This is a genomic window from Sulfitobacter sp. M39 (assembly GCF_021735935.1).
In the GTDB taxonomy this organism is placed as follows: Bacteria; Pseudomonadota; Alphaproteobacteria; order Rhodobacterales; family Rhodobacteraceae; genus Sulfitobacter.
The window spans coordinates 2,586,131-2,606,526 of the sequence record NZ_WMDZ01000001.1; the positions used below are offsets into that span (position 1 = coordinate 2,586,131).

Here is a 20,396-nt window from a genome sequence, read left to right on the forward strand (position 1 = left end):
CGGACCTTTATGCTGCGTCACTGCGGCTCCAGCCCCATCAAGGCATCCGCAAATTCCTGCGGGTCAAAGGGCTGCAGATCGTCAATCTGTTCGCCCACGCCGATGGCATGGATCGGCAGCCCGAACTTATCCGCAAGCGCCACCAGCACGCCGCCCTTGGCCGTGCCGTCTAGCTTGGTCATGACCAGACCGGAAACATCTGAAATTTCCTGAAAAACCTTCACCTGATTCAGCGCATTCTGCCCTGTCGTCGCATCCAGCACCAACAGAGTATTATGCGGCGCGCTTGGGTCTTTCTTGCGAATGACCCGCACGATCTTGGCCAGTTCTTCCATCAGGTCGCCGCGGTTCTGCAACCGTCCGGCCGTGTCAATCAGCAGCAGATCAGCGCCGTCACGCTCCGCCTGAGTCATCGCGTCAAACGCAAGGCTCGCCGGGTCCGACCCCTGCCCTGCGGTCAGTACTGGCACGTCGGCACGGTCGCCCCAGACCTGCAATTGTTCGACAGCGGCGGCGCGAAATGTGTCACCGGCGGCGATCACGACGTTCTTGCCTGCGGCTTTGAACTGGCTGGCCAGCTTGCCGATTGTGGTCGTCTTGCCCGACCCGTTTACCCCCACCACAAGCACCACCTGTGGTGTCTTGGCATAGATCGGCAAGGGCTTGGCAATCGGGTCCATGATCCGCGCGACCTCTGTCGCCATGAGGCGCTTGATCTCGTCCACAGACAGACGCTTGCCAAAGCGCCCCTCGGCCATATTCGCGGTGACGCGCAGGGCCGTATCCACGCCCATATCGGTCGAGATCAGCAGCTCTTCGAGCTGTTCGAGCATCTCGTCATCCAGCACACGCCGCACAACAGGGGCCGCGGCGCTGCGGCCCATCAAGCGGCCCATCAGACCAGGTTTGGCCGGTGCTGGCTCGGGGGGTGCGGGCACCAGATCGGGGGCCACGGGGCTCATCGTCTCGCGCAGCGGCACGGGCGCGGGCGTATCTTCTTCATCCGCTGGCATCGGTGCGGGTTCATCATCCACCGCTTCGGGCAATGCTTGGGCCGCGGCCTGCGGCGCATCCATCACCTGATCGACAGGAACTTCATCCACCGTTTCAGGGGTATCCGTCGCCCCGCCATCTTCGACAATCGCCTCAAGCCCCTCGTCGATCTTGGACGAGGATTTGAACATTTTGGATTTCAGCTTTTGAAAAAAGGCCAAGCGCGCTCTCCGAATTGTCAGGCGTTTTCTATGATCTATAGGCTCGACCGGCGGGATGGAAGGGCGACAAGAGCAATTGACAGCAAGCGGCCCGTCGCGCACCAAGTCTGCATGCGGTTTTTATGGGTGCTCTGGGTGATACTGATGGCAGGGGCGGCGCAGGCCGAGCCGGACCAGCGCTACTGTTCCAGCACCAAATGGGGCCATGCCCACTGCATCCGCCCTGCGCATTTCGTGTATGACACGTGCAACGCGATCAAGGTCTTCTCCGAGCGGCACGGGCTGGACAGCGGATTTTTCGCGCGGCTCATCTGGCAAGAAAGCCGGTTTGACCAAAACGCGTTGAGCCATGCCAATGCGCGCGGCATTGCGCAGTTTATCCCCTCCACCGCCGCGCTGCGCGGGCTGAAAGACCCATATAATCCTGCTGATGCACTGGAACACTCTGCCCAGTATCTTGCTGAAATGACGCAGAAATACGGGAACGAAGGGCTGGCTGCGATCGGCTATAATGGCGGCGAGCGACGTGCAGAGGGGTTTCTGGCTGGCAAGGGGCTCGCCCCCGAGACGGTCGCCTACGTCCCCGTCATCACCGGTCTGGACGCCGAGCAATGGCGCGATGCCCCGCCCAAAACGCCCAATTTCCGGCTATCAAAAACGCAACCTTTCCTGCCCGCCTGCTACGAGATGGCACGCAATCGTCGGGTGACCGCCCTGAAAGTGACACCCCCTGCCCCGATGATCAAACCCTGGGGTGTTCAGGTATCCTTCGGGACCAGCAAGGACCGCGCGCGGGATAAAGCCAATGCCCAGACAGCAAGCTGTCGCAGCGCGGTAAAAGGGCGGCGTCTGGATTTCCTGTTCAAGAAAAACCGCGTATCGCGCCGTAAGGGATTCTACTTTGGGCAATACGGCAGCGATACCCGCACCGACGCCCAGCGCCTGTGCGACAGGATGCGCGCGACCGGGTGCACCTGCTTGGTCGTGCAGAACTAATTCCCATTTTGAAGAGACGTCTATCCCGTTCTAAACCTCGTCGGGGAAGTGTTTGATCACCAGGCGGATCGGGTTCGGCGCTGCCTGCCCCAGCCCGCAGATAGAGGCATCGACCATGGCGGTCGATAGCTCTTCCAGCAAGGGTTTATCCCAGCGTTCCGCCTGCATCAGCTTGACGGCTTTTTCGCAGCCCACGCGACAGGGGGTGCATTGCCCGCAGCTTTCATCCTCGAAAAAACGCAGCATATTCAGTGCTGCGGCCTTGGCGCTGTCTTGGTCCGACAGCACCACCACAGCTGCAGAGCCGATGAAAGACCCGTGCGGCTGCAATGTATCAAAGTCGAGCGGTATGTCATCCATCGCGGCGGGCAGCAGACCCGAAGATGGCCCACCCGGTTGATAGGCCTTGAACCGGTGCCCGTCGGCCATGCCACCCGCAGCCTCGATGATATCGGTGATCGTGGATCCCGCAGGCAGCTCATACATTCCGGGTTTGGCAACGCGCCCCGATACCGAATAGCTGCGCAGCCCCTTGCGCCCATTCTTTTCCGTGCTGTTCAGCACCTCGGGCCCTTCGCGGCAGATGCGCGTCACCCAATGCAGGGTTTCAACGTTATGCACCAAGGTGGGCCGACCAAAGATCCCGACCTGCGCCACATAGGGGGGACGGTGCCGCGGCAGCCCGCGTTTGCCCTCGATGCTTTCAATCATCGCGGATTCTTCACCGCAAATATAAGCCCCCGCACCGCGCCGCAGATCAATGTATCCTGCGGGAACAATGCCTGCAGCCTCGAGCGCTGTAATCTCTGCCCGAAGGAGCGCGAGCACCTGCGGGTATTCGTCCCGCATGTAGAGGAACACTTTCTCTGCCTCTACAGCCCAAGCGGCGATCAGCATCCCCTCTAGGAAAAGATGTGGGACGCGTTCTAGGTACCAGCGATCCTTGAAGGTGCCGGGCTCCCCTTCATCGCCGTTGACCGCCATATAACGCGGGCCCGCATTATCCCGCACGAACCCCCATTTCTTGCCCGACGGGAAACCAGCGCCGCCAAGTCCGCGCAAACCAGCGTCGAGCAGGCTTTGCTGCACTTCCTCCCAATCGCCATCACGGCGCAGTTTCTTGAGCGCCTCATACCCGCCGTCTGCGACATAGGCGTCGAACGCTTCGTAGTCGGGCACATGCACATGGGTATCGCCAGCCGCGATGACCTGCTGCACCTTTTCCACTGTTGCGTGGTCGACAAAGTTATGCCCGATCTCAAGCGCCGGTGCCGTATCACAACGCCCCATGCAAGGCGCACGCACGACACGTACCTCTGACGCGTCCAACCCGTCTTCCAGTGCGGTTTTCAACGCCTGCGCACCGGCCAATTCGCAGGACAGAGAATCGCAAATCCGTATGGTCAGCGCGGGCGGTGGTGTTTCCCCCTCCTTCACCACATCAAAATGGGCATAGAATGTTGCGACTTCGTAAACTTCGGCCATGCTCATGCGCATTTCTTCGGCCAAAGCCCGTAGATGCGCCGCAGAAAGATGCCCGAATTTATCTTGAATAAGATGCAAATGCTCGATCAGCAGATCGGCACGTCGCGGTTTATCCGCCAATAGGGCGCGCACCTCATCCCACGCGTCCTCTTGCAACTGGCGACCCTTGGTGTGGCTGCGCCCCTTACCCTTGCCGGATTTCCACACACCTTTGCGAGGCGCGTTTGCATCTGCGGTATCATGATTGTCCAACGCCATCGGGCCGCCCTCTCGTATCGCTTTCGCACTACGCTATCAAAGCCGCATGAGCTTGCGCAGAGTAAAAGCGACCAATCCGCAGCACTTTACGCGGTAGCTGCGGCGACCTAGGCCCTTTTTCACGCGCCGTTTCGCGTATAAGAAACACCCATCCCCAGCGGAGCCGCCCTATGTTCTGGTACAGCATCGCCAGCCTGACCCCAGCGATATTTCTGTTTCTCGCCTGTCTACGCGGCGGCCCCTGGCCCCTGATCGCGCTGCTGTCGATCACTGTGGTCGTGTTTTTCCTTGATCGGCTATCGCACCGGCTGCCTGTGCGAAACACGTCGGGTCGTGTTCTAAGCCTGACACTGGGCGCTGTGCATTTCACTCTTTTACCCCTTGGGGTCTGGGCGCTGGGCGCAAGCGACACGTTGAACGTGCTCGACAAGCTATTGATTTATATCGGGCTTGGTCTGTTTCTTGGTCAGATCTCGAACTCCAACGCGCATGAGCTGATCCATGCCGCATCGAAATGGCCCCGACGGATCGGCACCGCGATTTATTGCAGCCTTTTGCACGGGCATCACGTATCGGCCCACTTGCGCGTGCATCACATCTACGTCGCAACGGAGCATGATCCGAATTCGGCTAGATTGGGCGAAGGTTTCTATGCCTATGCCCTACGCGCCCTAAAAGGCGAGTTTATGGCCGGGCTGCGCGCTGATACGCGGCAGCGGCGTGGGAAACGGCACCTCTTGTCGCACCCATATGTCACCTATGTTACCGGTGCATTGATCACCCTCGCCGCCAGCTTTGCACTGGCCGGAGCGCGCGGGGTCGTTGCGATGCTGGCGCTGGCGGCCTATGCGCAAATGCAGCTGTTGCTATCCGACTATGTGCAACACTATGGCCTGCGCCGCAAAACATCCGAAAATGGCAAGCCCGAGCCCGTGGGCCCGCAGCATAGTTGGAATGCGCCTGCGTGGTATTCCTCGGCGATGATGCTGAATGCGCCGCGCCATTCGGACCATCACATGCGCCCCTCGCGCGCCTTTCCGGCGCTAAAGCTGACACCGGGCACCATGCCAATGTTGCCGCGATCCCTGCCGGTGATGGCTGTGCTGGCGCTGGTCCCACCGCTGTGGCACCGGGTGATGGACCGCCGTGTCGCGCGTTGGCAGCCGGTCCGCGATCAAGACTAGATCGCGCCTCGGGTTTCTGGCACGCTGCGGCTATGAAACAGCTTGCCCTGATCCTCGCCCTGACACAGACCTCCCCTTTGGCCGCGCAATCCATAATGTCGGCTGCAGAGTTTGACGCCTATACACGGGGCAAAACCCTATTCTACGCTCAAAACGGAGAGACCTACGGTGCCGAGCGGTATCTGAGCAACCGGCGCGTCGAATGGTCCTTTCTGGACGGTGAATGCAAGTCAGGCAGCTGGTACGAAGATACGGGCAAGATTTGCTTTACCTATGACGAGAACCCGGCACCCCAGTGTTGGCGCTTTCGCGAAGGGGCGTCCGGATTGATCGCCCAGTTCGAAAACGACCCGACCACCACCGAGCTTTACGAGGCACAAAACAGCGGGCAGGATTTCACCTGCCTTGGCCCGAAAGTGGGGGTCTAAACCCTAGAAGAGGCTGCCTTGTTCGGGCGCTTTCTTGCGGGTCCTTTTGGGGGCTGCCCCGCCGCCGATCTTCACCTTGCCGTCGATAAATTCAATCTCGAGCGCCGAGGCATCCTGCGCCGCCTGCTTGGTTGTCACCACGCCCCCATCGCCGCGCACCACGGCGTAACCCCGTGCCAGCGTCGATTTATAGCTGAGCATTTCATGCAGACGGTCAAGACCGGCGAGCTGTTTGTGCCAGCCTTGGGTCTGCCGTTGCCCTGCATCTGAAAGGCGCCGCGCAAGCAATTGAAAGGCCTCTTCTTTCCGCTTTCGGTCCTGTTCCAACGCGTCGGGGCGGAAACGGGCGATCAAACCCTCAAGACGGCGCTTTTGCTCGCGGCCCAAAGCCTCGGGGCGGAAGCGATCGGCCAGGGCGGCCAGCCTGCGTTTCTCTGCCTGAATACTGCGGCGCAGGGTGGCAGGGCGCAACGCGCCAGAGATGTCAGAGAGATGCACCTTGCGTTTCTGCACACCGGCGGTCAGCGCCGGCCCCAGACGGGCACCGCGCATATCGAGCCGCTGGCGCGGACCATCAAGCAAGCTGTCGGGCCGCGGCAACGCGCGCGCCATGTCGCGCAACCGCTGGTCGCGGCGGGCAAGGCCCTGGCTGAGCGCTTGGGTCATCCGTGCCTCCTGCCCATCGAGCAAGGCGACAAGTTCATGGCGCACAGGCACCGCAAGCTCGGCCGCCGCCGTCGGCGTGGGCGCGCGCTTGTCAGAGACATAGTCGATCAGCGTGGTATCGGTTTCATGCCCCACCGCTGAGATCAGTGGGATGTCGGACGCTGCGGCGGCCCGTGCGACGATCTCTTCGTTGAACCCCCATAGATCCTCGACCGAGCCGCCGCCACGCGCCACAATTAACAGATCAGGCCGCGGCAAGGCCCCGCCGGGGGTCAGCGCGTTGAACCCCGCAATGGCGCGCGCGACTTCTGGCGCGCATTTCGCGCCCTGCACGGCGACGGGCCAGATCAGCACCTTGCGCGGAAACCGGTCGCACAGACGGTGTAAAATGTCGCGGATCACCGCACCCGAGGGCGACGTTACCACCCCGATCACCTCAGGAAGATAGGGTAGCGGGCGTTTGCGTTCGGGCGCAAACAGGCCCTCTGCCGCCAGCGCTGCCTTGCGTTTTTCCAGCAACGCCATCAGCGCGCCCATGCCCGCCGGTTTAATATCCTCGATCACAATCTGGTACTTCGACTGTCCGCCGAACGTGGTGATGCGGCCTGTGGCGATCACCTCCATGCCCTCTTCGGGCTGGGTCTCAAGGCGGGCCGAAACCCCTTTCCAGATCACGCCGGAAATAACCGAACTGTCATCTTTGAGGTCCAGATAGATATGCCCCGAACGTGGCCGGCTGACGCGCCCCACCTCACCGCGAATCCGCACATGGCCAAATTCGCCCTCGATCACGCGTTTAATCGCACCCGAAAGCTCGGTTACGGTGAATTCGGGGCTGTTCTCCCCCTCGCGCGGGTCGTCGATCAGATCCATCAGCGGTGTCTTTCCGTCTTTATCTTGTGTCGGGCTCAGTCCCAGCTTAGAACGCGCAGCAACCAAGGCCAAGGGAGTGCAACCATGAACATCCTCATTCTGGGCAGCGGCGGGCGCGAACACAGTCTAGCCTGGGCCGTATTGCAAAACCCTAAATGCGACAAGCTGATCGTAGCACCGGGAAATGCCGGGATCGCCGCCATCGCAGACTGCGCCACTTTCGACATCAACGACGGCGCGGCAGTGGTCGGTTTTGTCGATAAAAACAACATTGATTTCGTCATCATCGGGCCAGAAGCGCCTCTTGCTGCAGGCGTTGGCGATGATCTGCGCGCTGCCGGCGTATTGGTGTTTGGCCCGTCAAAAGCGGCCGCGGCGCTGGAAGCCTCCAAAGCTTTTACGAAAGAGATCTGCGACGCCGCAAACGCCCCCACAGCCGCCTATGGGCATTTCACCGACGCAGACGCTGCGCGGGCCTATCTGGCCGACCACCCTGCCCCGATCGTGATCAAGGCTGACGGTCTTGCAGCGGGCAAAGGCGTGATCATCGCCGAAACCGATGCAGAGGCGCTGGCCGCCGTCGATACGATGTTCGACGGCACCTTCGGCGACGCGGGTGCAGAGGTGGTGATCGAAGAGTTTATGGACGGCGAAGAAGCGTCCTTCTTTGTTTTGTGTGACGGCGACACCGTGCTGCCGATCGGCACAGCCCAAGACCACAAACGCGTGGGCGACGGCGATACCGGCCCCAACACCGGCGGCATGGGGGCCTATTCGCCCGCGCCGGTGCTAACCGACGAGATCGCCGAACGTGCGTTGGCTGAAATCATCCGCCCGACCATGGCCGAAATGGCCAAGCGCGGCACGCCTTACCAAGGGGTGCTTTACGCCGGTTTGATGATCAAGGACGGAGTGCCGCGTCTCGTCGAATACAACGCCCGTTTTGGCGATCCTGAGTGTCAGGTCCTGATGATGCGCCTTGGCGCGCAGGCTTTTGACCTGATGCATGCCGCCGCCGAAGGGCGCCTGAACGAGGCCCGCGTGAACTGGGCCGACGATCACGCTGTCACCGTCGTTATGGCCGCGCAAGGCTATCCCGGAAGCTATGACAAGGGCAGCGAAATCAAAGGGTTGGATGCCCTCCCCGAAGACAGCCGCAACATGGTCTTCCATGCGGGCACCGCCAAGAAAGACGGGGCGATTACGGCTATCGGCGGGCGGGTTCTAAATGTCACGGCGCGCGGCGACACACTGGCCGAGGCACAGGCACGCGCCTATGAAATGGTCGAGGCGATCGACTGGCCGGGCGGGTTCTACCGTCGCGATATCGGCTGGCGCGCGCTGTCTTGAGGGCGCGGCCTGCTGGTCTGACGAGATGAACCGGGGGCTAGCCCCCAGACCCCCAGGATTTTTAACCATTTGGAAGCAAGTCTGTGCTTAGCTTGGGCTGAGCGTACAGGCTTGGGCAGCGGCGGTATTGCTGGCAGTGAAGGGCACGTCGAAGCTTCGCGGGCTTAGTGTTTTGCCGTCAAGCTGAAGGGCCACCATTTGCGATGGCGCACTGCGCTGCCACGGCATCTGCGCGAGGATCAATTCGGGGTGTGGGCCGCATTTGCGGATACCCCCCGCGATTTCCGGATCACCGATACGGTGGTTGGTGAACCCCTCTGCCGTAGCAATGATGGTGAGGCCGCTGTTATCGTAAGCGAGCAGCTGCACCGAACCGGACAGATGCGGGGTGACGACGATCGCGATCTCAAGCCGTCCATTGCCGGTGAAATCCGCAGCACCAATCGGGGCAAGCCAGCGGTTTTTCCGCCCGATAAAGGGCGTTTGCGCGATGCGCCCGGACGCGCCATAGACCGCAAGCCGCGCACCTTTGGACTGATGGCTTTCAACCACAATCACTTCGGGTTGCCCGTCACTATCCAGATCCGCAACCCGAGGCGATGTGTCTTCGAATACAAGGGCTTGGGGCAAAATTATCCGACGGTTGGTGCCGTCAGCCAAGCCCAGCGTTAGGCTGCCCCATTCGACCGCATCGCCCAATACGCCGTGATTATAGCGTGTTGTCGGGTCACCAAAGCTGGCGCGGGCGATAAGGTCAGCAGAAGCGGGCAGCGCGTTGATCACGTAGGCCGCGACGATTGGCAAAAGGCGCGACGACATATGTCGCGCCAGCCGTCGCATCAGATTTGCTTTTCGGGCATTTTCACGCGCAGGCCGTCCAGCGCGTCTGTGACCTTGATCTGGCAGGTCAGACGGGACGTGGCGGGATCGGGCTCGAACGCGAAGTCGAGCATATCTTCTTCCATGTCGTCCTTGGCGGGCACTTTTTCGACCCAGTCGGGATCCACATAGACGTGGCAGGTGGAGCAGGCGCAGGCGCCGCCGCAGTCCGCCTCGATCCCGGGGATGTTATTGTCACGGGCCCCTTCCATGACGGTCAGGCCATTGGCCACTTCGACGACATGTTCGGTGCCATTGTGTTCTACATAAGTGATCTTGGCCATCTGGATGCCCCTTCGAATTTAGAATTTCGACATATGTAAACAGCAGCCCGCAGCTTCGCCAGCCCCTTTTCGCGGCTCGTGCACGGGGATGGCATTATTCACATCCCTATGGGCCTATCATCTAGGCATTGCTGCGAAAAGCCGCTAGCCTGCGACGGACCCTTTGACCCGCAAGGCCCGGCTGTGCAGTATTTTCCCCGACCTTTTATTCAATTTGCCTGCGTGTTTACGGTACTCGTCTCGCTCGGCGCATGTAACGCCGTCTCCCAAGATGCGGAGGCACCCGAACCCGGCGTCCGTGAGGCGACAACCAAGGGCCCGGCAGGGGCCGCACCGGGTAGCTGTTGGGGGCGGACCGTATCACCTGCAGTGATCGAAACGGTGACGGAGCAGGTCCAGGTGCAGCCGGCGCAGATCAGCTCTACCGGCGAAATCCAGTCACTGCCTATTTACCGCACGGAAACACGGCAACAGATCGTCTCTCCCCGTGTGGACAACTGGTTCGAGACGCCCTGCACCAGCGCGCTTACGCCCGACGTGATCGCCACGCTGCAACGCGCGCTAGAGGCGCGCGGGTTCTATGGCGGGGCCATTCATTCCGAGCTCGACGACGCGACACGGCGGGCAATGCGGGCGTATCAGATCAGCACTGGCGGGCCCGATAGCCCCGTTCTTGCACTGGCCACGGCGCGATCCCTGGGTGTCATCGCCGTAGACATCCCCGGTGTCGATCAGAATAGACGCGGTTAAGAAACAACCTCAAGCGGTTGGAAAACAAAACCTTTGTCGGTGACTTCACTAAACGCAGTGATGCCGAAAACGGCTTCGACAATCTCTGTCGTCAGTGCCGCCTGCGGCAAGTCGTCTGCGACAACTGCGCCGTTGTGCAACACGATCAACCGTGTGCAATGCCGCGCTGCCAGTCCCAGATCATGAAGCGAGACGAGCACCCCACGTCCCTGGCCCGCCGCTTTGGAAAAGCTTTCCATCGCGGCGATTTGATGGGCAGGATCTAGCCCGGCGGTGGGCTCATCCGCGATCAGCAAGGGTGCCTCTTGGGCGAGGCTACGAGCGATCAGCACGCGCGCCTGCTCCCCACCCGACAGCTGTGTCGCGGGACGATTGCGGAAGGCGTTCAAGCCCATCTGCGCAATGGAGCGATCTACGGCGGCCTGATCTTTTGCCTGTAGTTTCTGCCCGGCCCGCAGATGGGGCGTGCGGCCCAGTCGGATGATCGTTTCGACCGTGACCGGCCACGCAATCTCGCGCGATTGGGGCATCCACGCGGCGGCACGCCCGCGCATGCGCGGGGCAAGTGCGGCGATTGAACTTTGGCCATCAGCGGGGATCAGGCCCAATGCCGCGCGCATCAGGGTGGTCTTGCCGGCACCATTCGGTCCGACCAGGCCTACGACCTCTCCTTCACGTAAGGTTAGATTGATGTCGGATAAAACGGTTTTGCGCCCCCGATGAACGGAGAGGTTTTGCAGGGATAGCAGGGTCATAGCCCTTCCCTCCGCGTGCGATAGATCAGGTGGAGAAACAGCGGCGCGCCCACCAATGCCGTCACAACCCCAAGCTTGAGATCACGGTCGGGCACCACAAGGCGCACAAGGATATCCGACGCGAGGATCATCGCCGCGCCGCCAAGTGTCGCGGCCCATAGCAGCGCCCCCGGTCGCGCGCCAACAAAGCCACGTAGCAGGTGCGGCATGACCAGCCCCACAAACCCGATCGCCCCCGCCACGGCGGTAGAGGCACCAACGACCGCCGCCGTACCGATAATGACCGTGAGGCGAAGCCGGAATAGGTTGATCCCCATCGCCTCTGCCGCGTCTTCGCCCAAGGTCAGCGCGTCAAGCCCACGCCCGAGGGTCGCCAACAGGACACCGCCCCCAAGCAGAAAGGGCATCGCGATCCAGACATGGGTCATGGACCGGTCCGCTAGGGAGCCCATCATCCAGAATACGATCTCATTCGCGGCATAGGGGTTCGGCGACAGGTTCAGCACCAGCGAGGTTAGTGCCGCAGCAAAGGCCGATATTGCAATACCAGCGAGGATCAGCGCCAGTGACGTGCCCCGAGGGCCTGCCAACAGCAGCACTAACAACACCCCCAACAGGGCACCGCCAAGCGCCATTGCGGGAAGCGCGAGCGCTGCAAGCGCGGCCAACCCGGTCTGTATCGCCAGCACAGCCCCCAACGCTGCAGAGCCCGAGACCCCGATCAGCCCCGGATCCGCCAACGGGTTGCGCAGATAGCCCTGCATCGCAGCACCGGAGAGCCCCAAAGCACCGCCGATCATCACGCCCAATAGCGCACGCGGGAGCCGTATCTCGCGCATGACGGTGGCCAGCGGGCCGCCCTGCCCGGTGACCAACGCGCTCAAGCTGTCACATAGGGATGCGGTGGACGGGCCAATCAGCAGCGACCCGACAAATAGCACGCACACAAGGCTGCCGAGACCAAGCGCCAGGACCGCTGACCGCCCCATCAGCAACCGACCCCAGCACGTTGGCATTTCATTTGCCCCCCTGCATAGGGCGCAACACTTAACATTGGGTGAATGGATATGCTCATCGTTCCGCTCATAATTTCTCCCCGACCCTCCTAGTCTCATCACAGTTCCGCTCAACCTTCGAGGGGCGTTTGGATACTGCCACAATATAAGCTCACACACCCGTGAACTTTTCCACGCGCTACGGCGTTGAGGTTTAAATCCTTCAACTGCTGGAGCCCTATTTGGAACATCTGCCCTCAATCCGGCGCTCGCTTCAGTTGCTGGTCCTGATTTCCCTTTTCGTCACCGCGTATTTTGCCAAGGACTTGATATTGCCCATTGTTCTGGGCTTTTTGCTTGCTCTGACCCTGTCGCCCGTGGGCCGCGCGCTTTATCGCATCGGCGTGCCGCATCCTGTGTCGGCCTTTTTGCTGGTGACCGCGACGAGTTTGGTGATTGCTGCCGTGGTTTTACTGTCCGCGGGCACCGTGGCGATCTGGAGCGATGAGATCCCGGAAATGGGCCGCGAGATCCAGATAAAGCTGAGCGGCGTGAGCAATGCGGTTGAAACGATGCGATCTGCCTCGGAAGAGGTAGAGAAACTGGGCACCGAAACCGGCGGCAAACCGCAAGAGGTTGTGGTGCGCCAACCTGGCTTGCTCGACACCGCGATGGATACGGTGAGCAAAACTGGGGCGTCGCTGGCGGTGATCCTGATACTGGCGCTGTTCTTACTTGGCTCTGGCGAGCTGTTTTACTTAAAACTTGTGCAATCCATGCCGACGTTAACGGAAAAGAAACGTGCCCTGCATACGGTCTATGACGTGGAGAAGCGGGTGTCGCGCTACCTGCTGACGATTGCCACGATCAATGCTGTGCTCGGCATATTAGTCGGGACCTATCTGACAGTGCTGGGCTTGCCGTCGGCCTATATCTGGGGGATCGCGGCGTTCATGCTGAACTTCCTGCCCTATATCGGCGGGTTCGCGGGGGTGCTCTTGGTCGCGGGATTCTCTCTCGTGACGTTTGATACCATCGGCTATGCGATGTTGGCCCCGATCGGTTACCTGACGCTGACTCTTTTAGAGGGGCAGATTATCACCCCGTGGCTGGTCGGCCGCCGGTTGGAGATGAATACCGTTGCGGTATTTCTAACGGTGGTGTTTTGGGGGTGGCTATGGGGCATCCCCGGCGCATTGGTCGCGGTGCCCTTTCTTGTGGTGTTCAAAGTCGTTTGCGAGAACTTTGAACCGCTTCATACCATCGGGAATTTCCTGTCCGCAGAGCAGGTTAAACCCGATGATATGAAGGATCAGGAAGTCATGTCAGCCAGCGAGTGATGGCAGCCACAACACGATGGACGGGAAGGCCACCAACAAAGCGATTGTCACGGCATCCGCGATAAAGAACGGTGTCACGCCCTTGAACACGTCCTGAACGCTCAGGTCAGGGCGTACCCCTGCAACCACAAAGCAGTTGAGGCCAATGGGCGGCGTGATCAGACAGAACTCTGCCATCTTCACCACCAAGATACCGAACCAAATCGCACACATCGGCCCCGACATCCCAAAAGCACTATCCGCGGCAGAGACGAACTCGCCCCCGTTCAGCGCCATGACGGCAGGATAGACGACCGGAAGTGTCAGAAGTAGCATGCCAATTGCATCCATGAACATCCCCAGAACCGCATAGGCCAGCAAGATGCACACGAGGATCAGGATCGGCGATGCCTCAAGCCCCGAAATCCAGTCGGCGAACGCGCCCGGCAGATCGGCAAAGCCCAGGAACCGAACATAAATCAGCACGCCCCAGATGATGGTAAAGATCATCACGGTGAGTTTCGCCGTTTCAAGCAGCGCGTCCTTAAGCTCGGCCCACCGCATGCCGCGATAAAGCGCCATCAGGAACACGATAAACGCGCCCACGGCCCCGCCCTCTGTTGGGGTGCCCCATGCGTCGCCGAAGGGGTTGTAAACAAAGAAGATAATGATGATCACAACCGCAAAGATCGGCATGGCGGCAGGAAGCGATGCGAACCGCTGCTTCCAGGTAAAGCCGCTTACGGGGGGGCCGACGCTTTTCCAGATGGTCGCAATACCCACGATCAGGACGGCATAGACGATGGCCGAAAACGCACCGGGGATAAAGCCCGCCAGAAGCAGCTTGCCCACGTCTTGTTCAACGATGATCGCATAGATGACAAGGATCGCCGATGGCGGGATCAACGAGGCCAAAGTGCCCCCGGCCGCCACGACGCCCGCCGCGAATTTTTTGTTGTACCCAATCGACAGCATCTCGGGGATGGCGATACGTGCAAACACCGCTGCCGTCGCGACCGAAGCACCGGAAACCGCTGCAAAGCCCGCGGTTGCAAAGACGGTCGACACAGCAAGACCGCCGGGCAGCCATGCAATCCAGCGTTTTGCGGCCTCGAACAAGGCGCGGGTCAGACCGGCGTAATAGGCAAGAAAGCCGATCAGAATGAAAGTGGGAATCAAGCTTAGCGTCTGGCTCGACACTTTGGAGTGTGGCACCTGCCCCGCGGTCTTGATCGCGACCGTCAGCGCCCAGTCCAACTCGGACCACTGCATGCCTTTTTTGGACCAAAAGATCCAGATCAGGCCGACCAGACCCGCCATTGCCGCGGCGAAAGCCACGCGCATACCGAGCACCACCATAAGCAGCAGCCCGCCCGAGACCCATAGGCCAATTTCAATAGGATCCATAATCAGTCCCGCCCGTCTAGATGTTCAGCTTCCGCCATCGCCTGTTCAGCCGCGGATTGTAGCAAGGGTACAGCAACGGGGTTTTCCAACCCCAATACAAAGGCCCGCCCATAGCCCCAGATCTGCAGCAGCAACCGCAAAGCCAGCACCGTAAAGGCCATTGGCACGATCAGTTTCGCGGGCCAGATCGGCAGACCGATATCGATGGAGCTGTCACGGCTCCACATCGGGGCGGCGAAATCAAAGCTGCGCTGGAAATGCGCCCAAGAGCCCCAGATCAGCGCCAGCATAAGGATAAAGATCAGCACGACCGAGAATGTCTCGGCGGCCCATAGCGCGCGGCCTTTGAGCTGGCCGATCAGGATGTCCATGCGCACATGGCCGCCGTTCCGCTGGGTATAGGAAATCCCCATGATCGCGATCAGCGGCATGGCGAATTCAATCCAGTCCACATACCCCGCCAGCGGCGTGCCAAAAAACTTGCGGCCGCCAACCGACCAAACGGCAAGCACCATCAGCATGAAAACGGCAATACCAGAGACCAGAGCAAACACGGTTTCAAGGCGTAAAAGCTTTTTGTCGATACGGCTAAGCAGACTGCCGTCTTCGAGCACGGCGGAGGAACCGGCCATGATGCTTTCCTTTCAAATGAGTGGGAGGGAGATCGTACAAACAAAGGGGGCCTGCATCGGCAAGCCCCCTTCTTGCGCCACTTAGTTGGACGCGCGTTTTTCTTCCAGCGTTTTGACGACCAGGTCATAAAGCTCTTGGCCTGGGATGCCTTGGGCTTCCATATCCTTGATCCAGGCAGCACGCGCGGGGTCAGCTGCCTTGGATTTGAACTCGGCCAGAACTTCGGGCGTGAACATCACTTTTTCAACGCCTTTTTCTTCCAGCACGGCGTCCCAGCGGTTCAGCAGCTCGCCATAGTTCGCCAGATAGTGATCCAGCGCCTCGTCGACAGAACCGTCCAGCGCTTCTTTTTCCGCGTCCGACAGGGCCTCGTAGGCATCAATGTTAACCACCACAGGGCAGTTCACCGTGCCGGGGTTAAGGTTCGCGGTCCACCAATCAGCCTTGTTGATCGTACCAAAGCTCAGGTGCGCGTGCTGCGCGAAAGCCACGGTATCCACAACGCCGGATTCCATTGCGTTATAGGCCTCGGAGGAGGTCACGGAGGTCGGGACAGCGCCCACGGTTTCAAAGGCTTTGCCCAGACCACCTGTCGCACGCACGCGCATGCCGTCAAAGGATTCTAGCGTATCGCGAGGCTCGCCCGTGCCAACAAGGTTGTACTGCGGCATTGGCGAGGTCATCAGCATTTTGGCGTTCCACTGTGCCATCTCTTTGGCCACGGCAGGGTGTGCGTATACAGCGCGGGACACGGCGACTTCTTCTTCAAGGTTCTGAACCCCAAGGAAAGGCAGTTCTAGCACGGTGATCGCGCGGTTCTTGTCGGCGTGGTAGCCAGCACAGAATTGCGCCATCTCAAAGGCACCGATGGAAATACCATCGAGGTTGTCAGAGTTCTTGGACAGACCGCCATAGCTGACATTGATGGTGAATTCGCCATTGGTCTTTTCGGACACAAGCTCGGCAATCTTTTCGACATGCTCGGTGAAGGCACGACGTTTACCCCAGACAGAGGCGTTCCATTCCGTCGCGGCCGCTTGCGAGGCAAAAGCGAAAGTCAAAGCGCAGACAGCTGCGCCGTTCAGTAGATTGTTCATTGATATCTCCCTTATGCGGGCTGTTTGGGGCCCGCTTGGGCGAAATACTATCCTTAGGGCAACTTGCTGCCAACCCCTGAACATCTCTCTTGGCCGCCCCTGTGGGAGCCTTCGGCGAGGATTTTTCACCATTTGGAACCATGCCCCGCGCGCGATCGGCCCCGTTAACAGGCAATCGGTGCTGTTTCCTAGGGTTTTGGCGAGATTGTCAGGCAAATTTACTAGTCCGCGCAGCAGACGGAAAAATATTTACAGACAAACCGCGTGTTTCCATATGCTTATTTCCTTCTTTTCACTTCCCGTTATGATCTGCCAAGGGAGAGCCGCCACGCCTATGCGTCCGAGCGGCAGAAAACGAACAGAGTTCTGAGGGAGGAACCATGTCCAACGTCGCCACACAGACCTATCCGCCATCCGACGACATGGCGGTCAATGCCCATGTGAACGCCGCGAAATACGACGCGATGTATCATGCCTCTATCGCGGACCCCGACGGGTTCTGGCTGGAGCAGGCGCAGCGCATCGATTGGATGAAGCCGTTTACCAAGGTCAAAGACGTCGATTTCACTTTCGGTCAGGTCAAGATCAACTGGTTTTCCGACGGCGCGTTGAACGTCAGCGCCAATTGCATCGACCGTCATCTTGAAACGCGCGGCGACCAGACCGCGATCATCTGGGAGCCGGACAGCCCGGACGAAGACGCGCAGCACATCAGCTATCGCGCCCTGCATGCCCAGACATGCAAAATGGCCAATATCCTGCGCGATATCGGCGTCGGCAAAGGCGACCGAGTTATCATCTATATGCCGATGATCCCCGAAGCCGCCTATGCCATGCTGGCCTGCGCGCGTATCGGTGCGATCCATTCGATCGTCTTCGCCGGGTTCTCTCCGGATGCGCTGGCGGCAAGGGTACAGGGGTCGGACGCCAAGGTTGTGATCACCGCAGATTATGCGCCCCGCGGGGGCAAAGCGACACCGTTGAAGGCCAACGCGGACAAGGCTTTGGCAGGCTGCGACCCATCGGTCAAATGTCTAGTGGTGCGGCGCACTGGCGGTGATGTGGCATGGAATGATGCGCGCGACGTGGATTATACCGCGCTTGAAAAAGCGGCTTCTGACACTTGCGCGCCGGAAGAGATGAACGCCGAAGATCCGCTGTTCATCCTTTATACCTCTGGCTCGACCGGTCAGCCCAAAGGGGTCGTGCATACGACGGGTGGTTATCTGGTCTATGCCGCGCTGACCCACGAGGTCACATTTGATTACCACGATGGCGATGTCTATTGGTGCACGGCCGATGTGGGCTGGGTGACGGGCCACAGCTATATCGTCTACGGTCCGCTTGCCAACGGGGCCACAACGCTCATGTTCGAAGGCGTGCCCACCTACCCCGACGCCAGTCGCTTTTGGCAGATCTGTGAAAAACACAAGGTAAATCAGTTCTACACCGCCCCGACCGCCATTCGCGCCCTGATGGGCAAGGGCCGCGCCTTTGTTGACGGTTGCGATCTGAGCAGCCTGAAACTGCTTGGCACCGTGGGCGAGCCGATCAACCCCGAAGCCTGGAATTGGTACAATGACGTTGTGGGCAAAGGGAACTGCCCCATCGTGGACACATGGTGGCAAACGGAAACCGGCGGTCACCTGATGACGCCGCTGCCCGGTGCCCACGCCACCAAACCCGGCGCCGCGATGAAGCCCTTCTTTGGGATCAAACCGGTCGTACTTGAACCCACCACCGGTGCCGAGATCGATGGCAATGACGTCGAGGGAGTACTGTGTATCGCTGACAGCTGGCCAGGCCAGATGCGCACGGTCTGGGGCGATCACGAGCGGTTCGAGCAGACCTATTTCAGCGACTACAAGGGCTATTACTTCACCGGTGACGGGTGCCGCCGGGACGCAGATGGCGATTACTGGATCACGGGCCGCGTGGATGACGTGATCAACGTCTCCGGTCACCGGATGGGCACGGCCGAAGTCGAAAGCGCTTTGGTCGCGCACCCCAAGGTGGCCGAGGCCGCGGTCGTCGGGTTCCCCCATGATATCAAGGGACAGGGCATCTATTGCTATGTCTCGCTGATGAGCGGCGAAAGCCCAAGCGAGGACCTGCGGGCCGAACTCCGCGACTGGGTCCGCTCGGAGATTGGCCCGATCGCCTCGCCCGATATGATCCAATGGGCCCCTGGCTTGCCCAAAACCCGTTCAGGCAAGATCATGCGCCGCATCCTGCGCAAGATCGCAGAGAACGACTATGGCACGCTTGGCGATACATCTACCCTGGCAGAGCCCGAGGTTGTCGACGATCTGATCGCGAACCGGATGAACCGCTAGGACCACATAACGCGAAAGGGGCACCAAATGGTGCCCCTTCTGCATATCGCTCTATTGGCCTGAATTAACCTTCGACGCGTTGCAGTGTAATTTCACCCACGCCGATGGCAAAGTTTACGCCGTTCTGCGTGTTGACGCTCACCGGTTGCAGCGCCAGCGTGTCTTCCGAACCGCCGACCATGACATTGGCACCTAGGCCCACACCAACAGTGGCTTCAGCAGAAACACCCTGATAGTCGCCGTTCAACCCGCCTTCGTAATATTCGGATTCAGTTGGTGCCAACACCAACCAGGACATCTGACCATTCTGGGTCTTGCCGATATCAATGCCGTAGCGTTTGATGTCGCCGATGTATGTCTCGTCAGCCAGACCCTCTTGCACGGGATTGAAGGTGCAGGTCAGCTCGCGGGTAGACCCGAAGATGAAGCCCGTGCCATCACCAACATCACAGCTCAGCGAGCCGACCTCGGTGTGGTCCACAGTCTCGCCGTCGTCGGCCAGTGCAGGCGTGGACAAAGCAGCGCCGGTGACAAGGGCTGCGACAGTCAACTTGATGGGGGCAAAACGATTCAGTGTCATAGTTAATCCTTCCGGCGGGAAACCCGCCAATAACAGTCGTGAGCGTCGGCATTCGGGTGCCTGTTGGCGGTAGCTGGAACCTCATATCCCAACACCCCTTCTCCGACAGGCAGTCCGAAATTTCGCGGTCATGCCTCTCAGTGGGGGAACAACACGGCAGGCGCCATTCGGTTCCACACAGCGGTTTTTATCGGCCACCATCGCCCCCCACGAACGGCGTGCCGCAACGGCCCGGGGTTTGGCGACTGGACAAATCCGGCTCCCCGTGGCACCGCTGCGGCATGGCTGATCCTTTGCACCACTTCATCCCCCTGCCCGACGCCACAGTCGAGCTACGCCGCGCCTTTGGTCGTTTTGGCACAGGGGTAACGATTGTGACGGTGCAGACCGCGAATGGCCCATTGGGGATGACCGCGAACTCCTTTTCCTCGGTTTCGCTAGACCCGCCCCTGGTGCAGTGGTCCCCCGCGCTCAGCTCCAAACGGCATGACGCGTTTACCAATGCCGCGCAGTTCGCTGTGCATATTCTGGGTAGCGGCCAGCGGGCACTGGCAGATGCCTTTGCTGTCTCTGGCGACGCGTTTGACCAATTCGACTGGACAGCTGGCCCAAATGGCGCGCCGACACTGGCAGGCTGCCTCGCCAGCTTTCACTGTGACACCTACGGCGTGCATCCGGCGGGCGACCATTCCATTGTCCTCGGGCAGGTCACGCACGCCGCTTATGACCCAGACGACAGCGTTGCGGGCCTGATGTATGACCAAGGCCGCTATGGCCGCTTTACACCGCTGTCGGAATAACGCGTAAGCCTTTCCAGATGGTTAAAATCCCGGGGGGGGGCCGGCATCGCCGGGACGGGGGCTGGCCCCCATCCCGGCTGAACCCCAGAACAACGCGCTCAATGGCG

General features: G+C 60.2%; 19 protein-coding genes. 8 read left to right on the plus strand and 11 right to left on the minus strand.

The window, feature by feature from the left end:
- Positions 1 to 17 precede the first annotated feature (17 nt).
- On the minus strand, positions 18 to 1,214 hold the full coding sequence (ftsY, locus tag GLP43_RS12445; protein ID WP_237279558.1) for a signal recognition particle-docking protein FtsY: 1,197 nt from the start codon (positions 1,212 to 1,214) through the stop codon (positions 18 to 20).
- 144 nt (positions 1,215 to 1,358) lie between these two features.
- On the opposite strand from ftsY, the gene GLP43_RS12450 reads away from it, so the two are divergent.
- Positions 1,359 to 2,210, plus strand: coding sequence for a lytic transglycosylase domain-containing protein (locus tag GLP43_RS12450; protein ID WP_237279969.1), 852 nt, complete (start codon positions 1,359 to 1,361; stop codon positions 2,208 to 2,210).
- Positions 2,211 to 2,240: 30 nt separating this feature from the next.
- On the opposite strand, the gene GLP43_RS12455 is transcribed toward GLP43_RS12450, so the two are convergent.
- Positions 2,241 to 3,953 carry an NAD(P)H-dependent oxidoreductase subunit E gene (locus tag GLP43_RS12455; RefSeq protein WP_237279559.1) on the minus strand — a complete coding sequence of 571 codons (1,713 nt, stop codon included), beginning with the start codon at positions 3,951 to 3,953 and terminating at the stop codon, positions 2,241 to 2,243.
- Between the two features lie 170 nt (positions 3,954 to 4,123).
- On the opposite strand from GLP43_RS12455, the gene GLP43_RS12460 reads away from it, so the two are divergent.
- Together GLP43_RS12460 and GLP43_RS12465 are read left to right on the plus strand one after the other, a co-directional pair.
- Positions 4,124 to 5,137 carry an alkane 1-monooxygenase gene (locus tag GLP43_RS12460; RefSeq protein ID WP_237279560.1) on the plus strand — a complete coding sequence of 338 codons (1,014 nt, stop codon included), beginning with the start codon at positions 4,124 to 4,126 and terminating at the stop codon, positions 5,135 to 5,137.
- A gap of 32 nt (positions 5,138 to 5,169) precedes the next feature.
- On the plus strand, positions 5,170 to 5,565 hold the full coding sequence (locus GLP43_RS12465) for a hypothetical protein (RefSeq protein ID WP_237279561.1): 396 nt from the start codon (positions 5,170 to 5,172) through the stop codon (positions 5,563 to 5,565).
- 3 nt (positions 5,566 to 5,568) lie between these two features.
- Here GLP43_RS12465 and xseA read toward each other — a convergent pair whose 3' ends face one another.
- Positions 5,569 to 7,104: an exodeoxyribonuclease VII large subunit gene (xseA, locus tag GLP43_RS12470; RefSeq protein ID WP_237279562.1), complete on the minus strand. Its 1,536-nt coding sequence runs from the start codon at positions 7,102 to 7,104 to the stop codon at positions 5,569 to 5,571.
- Positions 7,105 to 7,188: 84 nt separating this feature from the next.
- Between xseA and purD the strand changes: the two genes are divergently transcribed.
- Complete coding sequence (gene purD / locus GLP43_RS12475; protein WP_237279563.1) at positions 7,189 to 8,454, plus strand: phosphoribosylamine--glycine ligase; 1,266 nt, start codon at positions 7,189 to 7,191, stop codon at positions 8,452 to 8,454.
- An 87-nt stretch (positions 8,455 to 8,541) separates the two neighbouring features.
- Here purD and GLP43_RS12480 read toward each other — a convergent pair whose 3' ends face one another.
- Positions 8,542 to 9,273 carry an FG-GAP repeat domain-containing protein gene (locus GLP43_RS12480; protein WP_237279564.1) on the minus strand — a complete coding sequence of 244 codons (732 nt, stop codon included), beginning with the start codon at positions 9,271 to 9,273 and terminating at the stop codon, positions 8,542 to 8,544.
- A gap of 20 nt (positions 9,274 to 9,293) precedes the next feature.
- The gene (locus GLP43_RS12485) at positions 9,294 to 9,617 is read right to left on the minus strand and encodes a 2Fe-2S iron-sulfur cluster-binding protein (protein WP_237279565.1); all 324 of its coding nucleotides are present in this window, start codon (positions 9,615 to 9,617) and stop codon (positions 9,294 to 9,296) included.
- 381 nt (positions 9,618 to 9,998) lie between these two features.
- Between GLP43_RS12485 and GLP43_RS12490 the strand changes: the two genes are divergently transcribed.
- Positions 9,999 to 10,367 carry a putative peptidoglycan binding domain-containing protein gene (locus GLP43_RS12490; protein ID WP_237279566.1) on the plus strand — a complete coding sequence of 123 codons (369 nt, stop codon included), beginning with the start codon at positions 9,999 to 10,001 and terminating at the stop codon, positions 10,365 to 10,367.
- On the opposite strand, the gene GLP43_RS12495 is transcribed toward GLP43_RS12490, so the two are convergent.
- On the minus strand, positions 10,364 to 11,122 hold the full coding sequence (locus tag GLP43_RS12495; RefSeq protein WP_237279567.1) for an ABC transporter ATP-binding protein: 759 nt from the start codon (positions 11,120 to 11,122) through the stop codon (positions 10,364 to 10,366). The two genes, GLP43_RS12490 and GLP43_RS12495, sit on opposite strands and share 4 nt — an antisense overlap.
- The gene (locus GLP43_RS12500) at positions 11,119 to 12,111 is read right to left on the minus strand and encodes a FecCD family ABC transporter permease (RefSeq protein WP_237279970.1); all 993 of its coding nucleotides are present in this window, start codon (positions 12,109 to 12,111) and stop codon (positions 11,119 to 11,121) included. Before GLP43_RS12500 ends, GLP43_RS12495 begins: the two co-directional genes overlap by 4 nt.
- Before the next feature lie 284 nt (positions 12,112 to 12,395).
- On the opposite strand from GLP43_RS12500, the gene GLP43_RS12505 reads away from it, so the two are divergent.
- The gene (locus GLP43_RS12505) at positions 12,396 to 13,457 is read left to right on the plus strand and encodes an AI-2E family transporter (protein ID WP_139283770.1); all 1,062 of its coding nucleotides are present in this window, start codon (positions 12,396 to 12,398) and stop codon (positions 13,455 to 13,457) included.
- On the opposite strand, the gene GLP43_RS12510 is transcribed toward GLP43_RS12505, so the two are convergent.
- The 3 genes from GLP43_RS12510 to dctP form a co-directional block, all read right to left on the minus strand.
- Entirely contained in the window at positions 13,443 to 14,843 is a 1,401-nt protein-coding gene (locus GLP43_RS12510) for a TRAP transporter large permease (RefSeq protein WP_237279569.1), read from the minus strand. The genes GLP43_RS12505 and GLP43_RS12510 overlap by 15 nt on opposite strands.
- Before the next feature lie 2 nt (positions 14,844 to 14,845).
- A complete protein-coding gene (locus GLP43_RS12515) occupies positions 14,846 to 15,475 on the minus strand; it encodes a TRAP transporter small permease subunit (protein WP_237279570.1) in 630 nt (209 codons plus the stop codon).
- A gap of 81 nt (positions 15,476 to 15,556) precedes the next feature.
- Positions 15,557 to 16,573 (minus strand): TRAP transporter substrate-binding protein DctP, encoded by a 1,017-nt coding sequence (dctP, locus tag GLP43_RS12520; protein WP_237279571.1) that lies wholly within the window; start codon positions 16,571 to 16,573, stop codon positions 15,557 to 15,559.
- Positions 16,574 to 16,953: 380 nt separating this feature from the next.
- Here dctP and acs point away from each other — a divergent pair, with 380 nt between their 5' ends.
- The gene (acs, locus tag GLP43_RS12525; RefSeq protein WP_237279572.1) at positions 16,954 to 18,909 is read left to right on the plus strand and encodes an acetate--CoA ligase; all 1,956 of its coding nucleotides are present in this window, start codon (positions 16,954 to 16,956) and stop codon (positions 18,907 to 18,909) included.
- A gap of 64 nt (positions 18,910 to 18,973) precedes the next feature.
- Here acs and GLP43_RS12530 read toward each other — a convergent pair whose 3' ends face one another.
- Positions 18,974 to 19,489, minus strand: coding sequence for a DUF992 domain-containing protein (locus tag GLP43_RS12530; protein ID WP_037944573.1), 516 nt, complete (start codon positions 19,487 to 19,489; stop codon positions 18,974 to 18,976).
- A 281-nt stretch (positions 19,490 to 19,770) separates the two neighbouring features.
- Between GLP43_RS12530 and GLP43_RS12535 the strand changes: the two genes are divergently transcribed.
- Positions 19,771 to 20,289, plus strand: a complete 519-nt coding sequence (locus GLP43_RS12535) for a flavin reductase family protein (protein WP_237279573.1) — start codon at positions 19,771 to 19,773, stop codon at positions 20,287 to 20,289.
- Positions 20,290 to 20,396 lie beyond the last annotated feature (107 nt).

Bases quoted from the DNA above. Each gene is read 5' to 3' on its own strand.
- GLP43_RS12465 (WP_237279561.1), top strand. From the start codon at position 5,170: ATGAAACAGCTTGCCCTGATCCTCGCCCTGACACAGACCTCCCCTTTG.
- GLP43_RS12450 (WP_237279969.1), top strand. From the start codon at position 1,359: ATGGCAGGGGCGGCGCAGGCCGAGCCGGACCAGCGCTACTGTTCCAGC.
- GLP43_RS12530 (WP_037944573.1), bottom strand. From the start codon at position 19,489: ATGACACTGAATCGTTTTGCCCCCATCAAGTTGACTGTCGCAGCCCTT.
- GLP43_RS12455 (WP_237279559.1), bottom strand. From the start codon at position 3,953: ATGGCGTTGGACAATCATGATACCGCAGATGCAAACGCGCCTCGCAAA.
- GLP43_RS12495 (WP_237279567.1), bottom strand. From the start codon at position 11,122: ATGACCCTGCTATCCCTGCAAAACCTCTCCGTTCATCGGGGGCGCAAA.
- dctP (WP_237279571.1), bottom strand. From the start codon at position 16,573: ATGAACAATCTACTGAACGGCGCAGCTGTCTGCGCTTTGACTTTCGCT.
- GLP43_RS12515 (WP_237279570.1), bottom strand. From the start codon at position 15,475: ATGGCCGGTTCCTCCGCCGTGCTCGAAGACGGCAGTCTGCTTAGCCGT.
- GLP43_RS12480 (WP_237279564.1), bottom strand. From the start codon at position 9,273: ATGTCGTCGCGCCTTTTGCCAATCGTCGCGGCCTACGTGATCAACGCG.
- GLP43_RS12460 (WP_237279560.1), top strand. From the start codon at position 4,124: ATGTTCTGGTACAGCATCGCCAGCCTGACCCCAGCGATATTTCTGTTT.
- purD (WP_237279563.1), top strand. From the start codon at position 7,189: ATGAACATCCTCATTCTGGGCAGCGGCGGGCGCGAACACAGTCTAGCC.
- xseA (WP_237279562.1), bottom strand. From the start codon at position 7,104: ATGGATCTGATCGACGACCCGCGCGAGGGGGAGAACAGCCCCGAATTC.
- acs (WP_237279572.1), top strand. From the start codon at position 16,954: ATGTCCAACGTCGCCACACAGACCTATCCGCCATCCGACGACATGGCG.
- GLP43_RS12510 (WP_237279569.1), bottom strand. From the start codon at position 14,843: ATGGATCCTATTGAAATTGGCCTATGGGTCTCGGGCGGGCTGCTGCTT.
- GLP43_RS12500 (WP_237279970.1), bottom strand. From the start codon at position 12,111: ATGGGGCGGTCAGCGGTCCTGGCGCTTGGTCTCGGCAGCCTTGTGTGC.
- GLP43_RS12485 (WP_237279565.1), bottom strand. From the start codon at position 9,617: ATGGCCAAGATCACTTATGTAGAACACAATGGCACCGAACATGTCGTC.
- GLP43_RS12535 (WP_237279573.1), top strand. From the start codon at position 19,771: ATGGCTGATCCTTTGCACCACTTCATCCCCCTGCCCGACGCCACAGTC.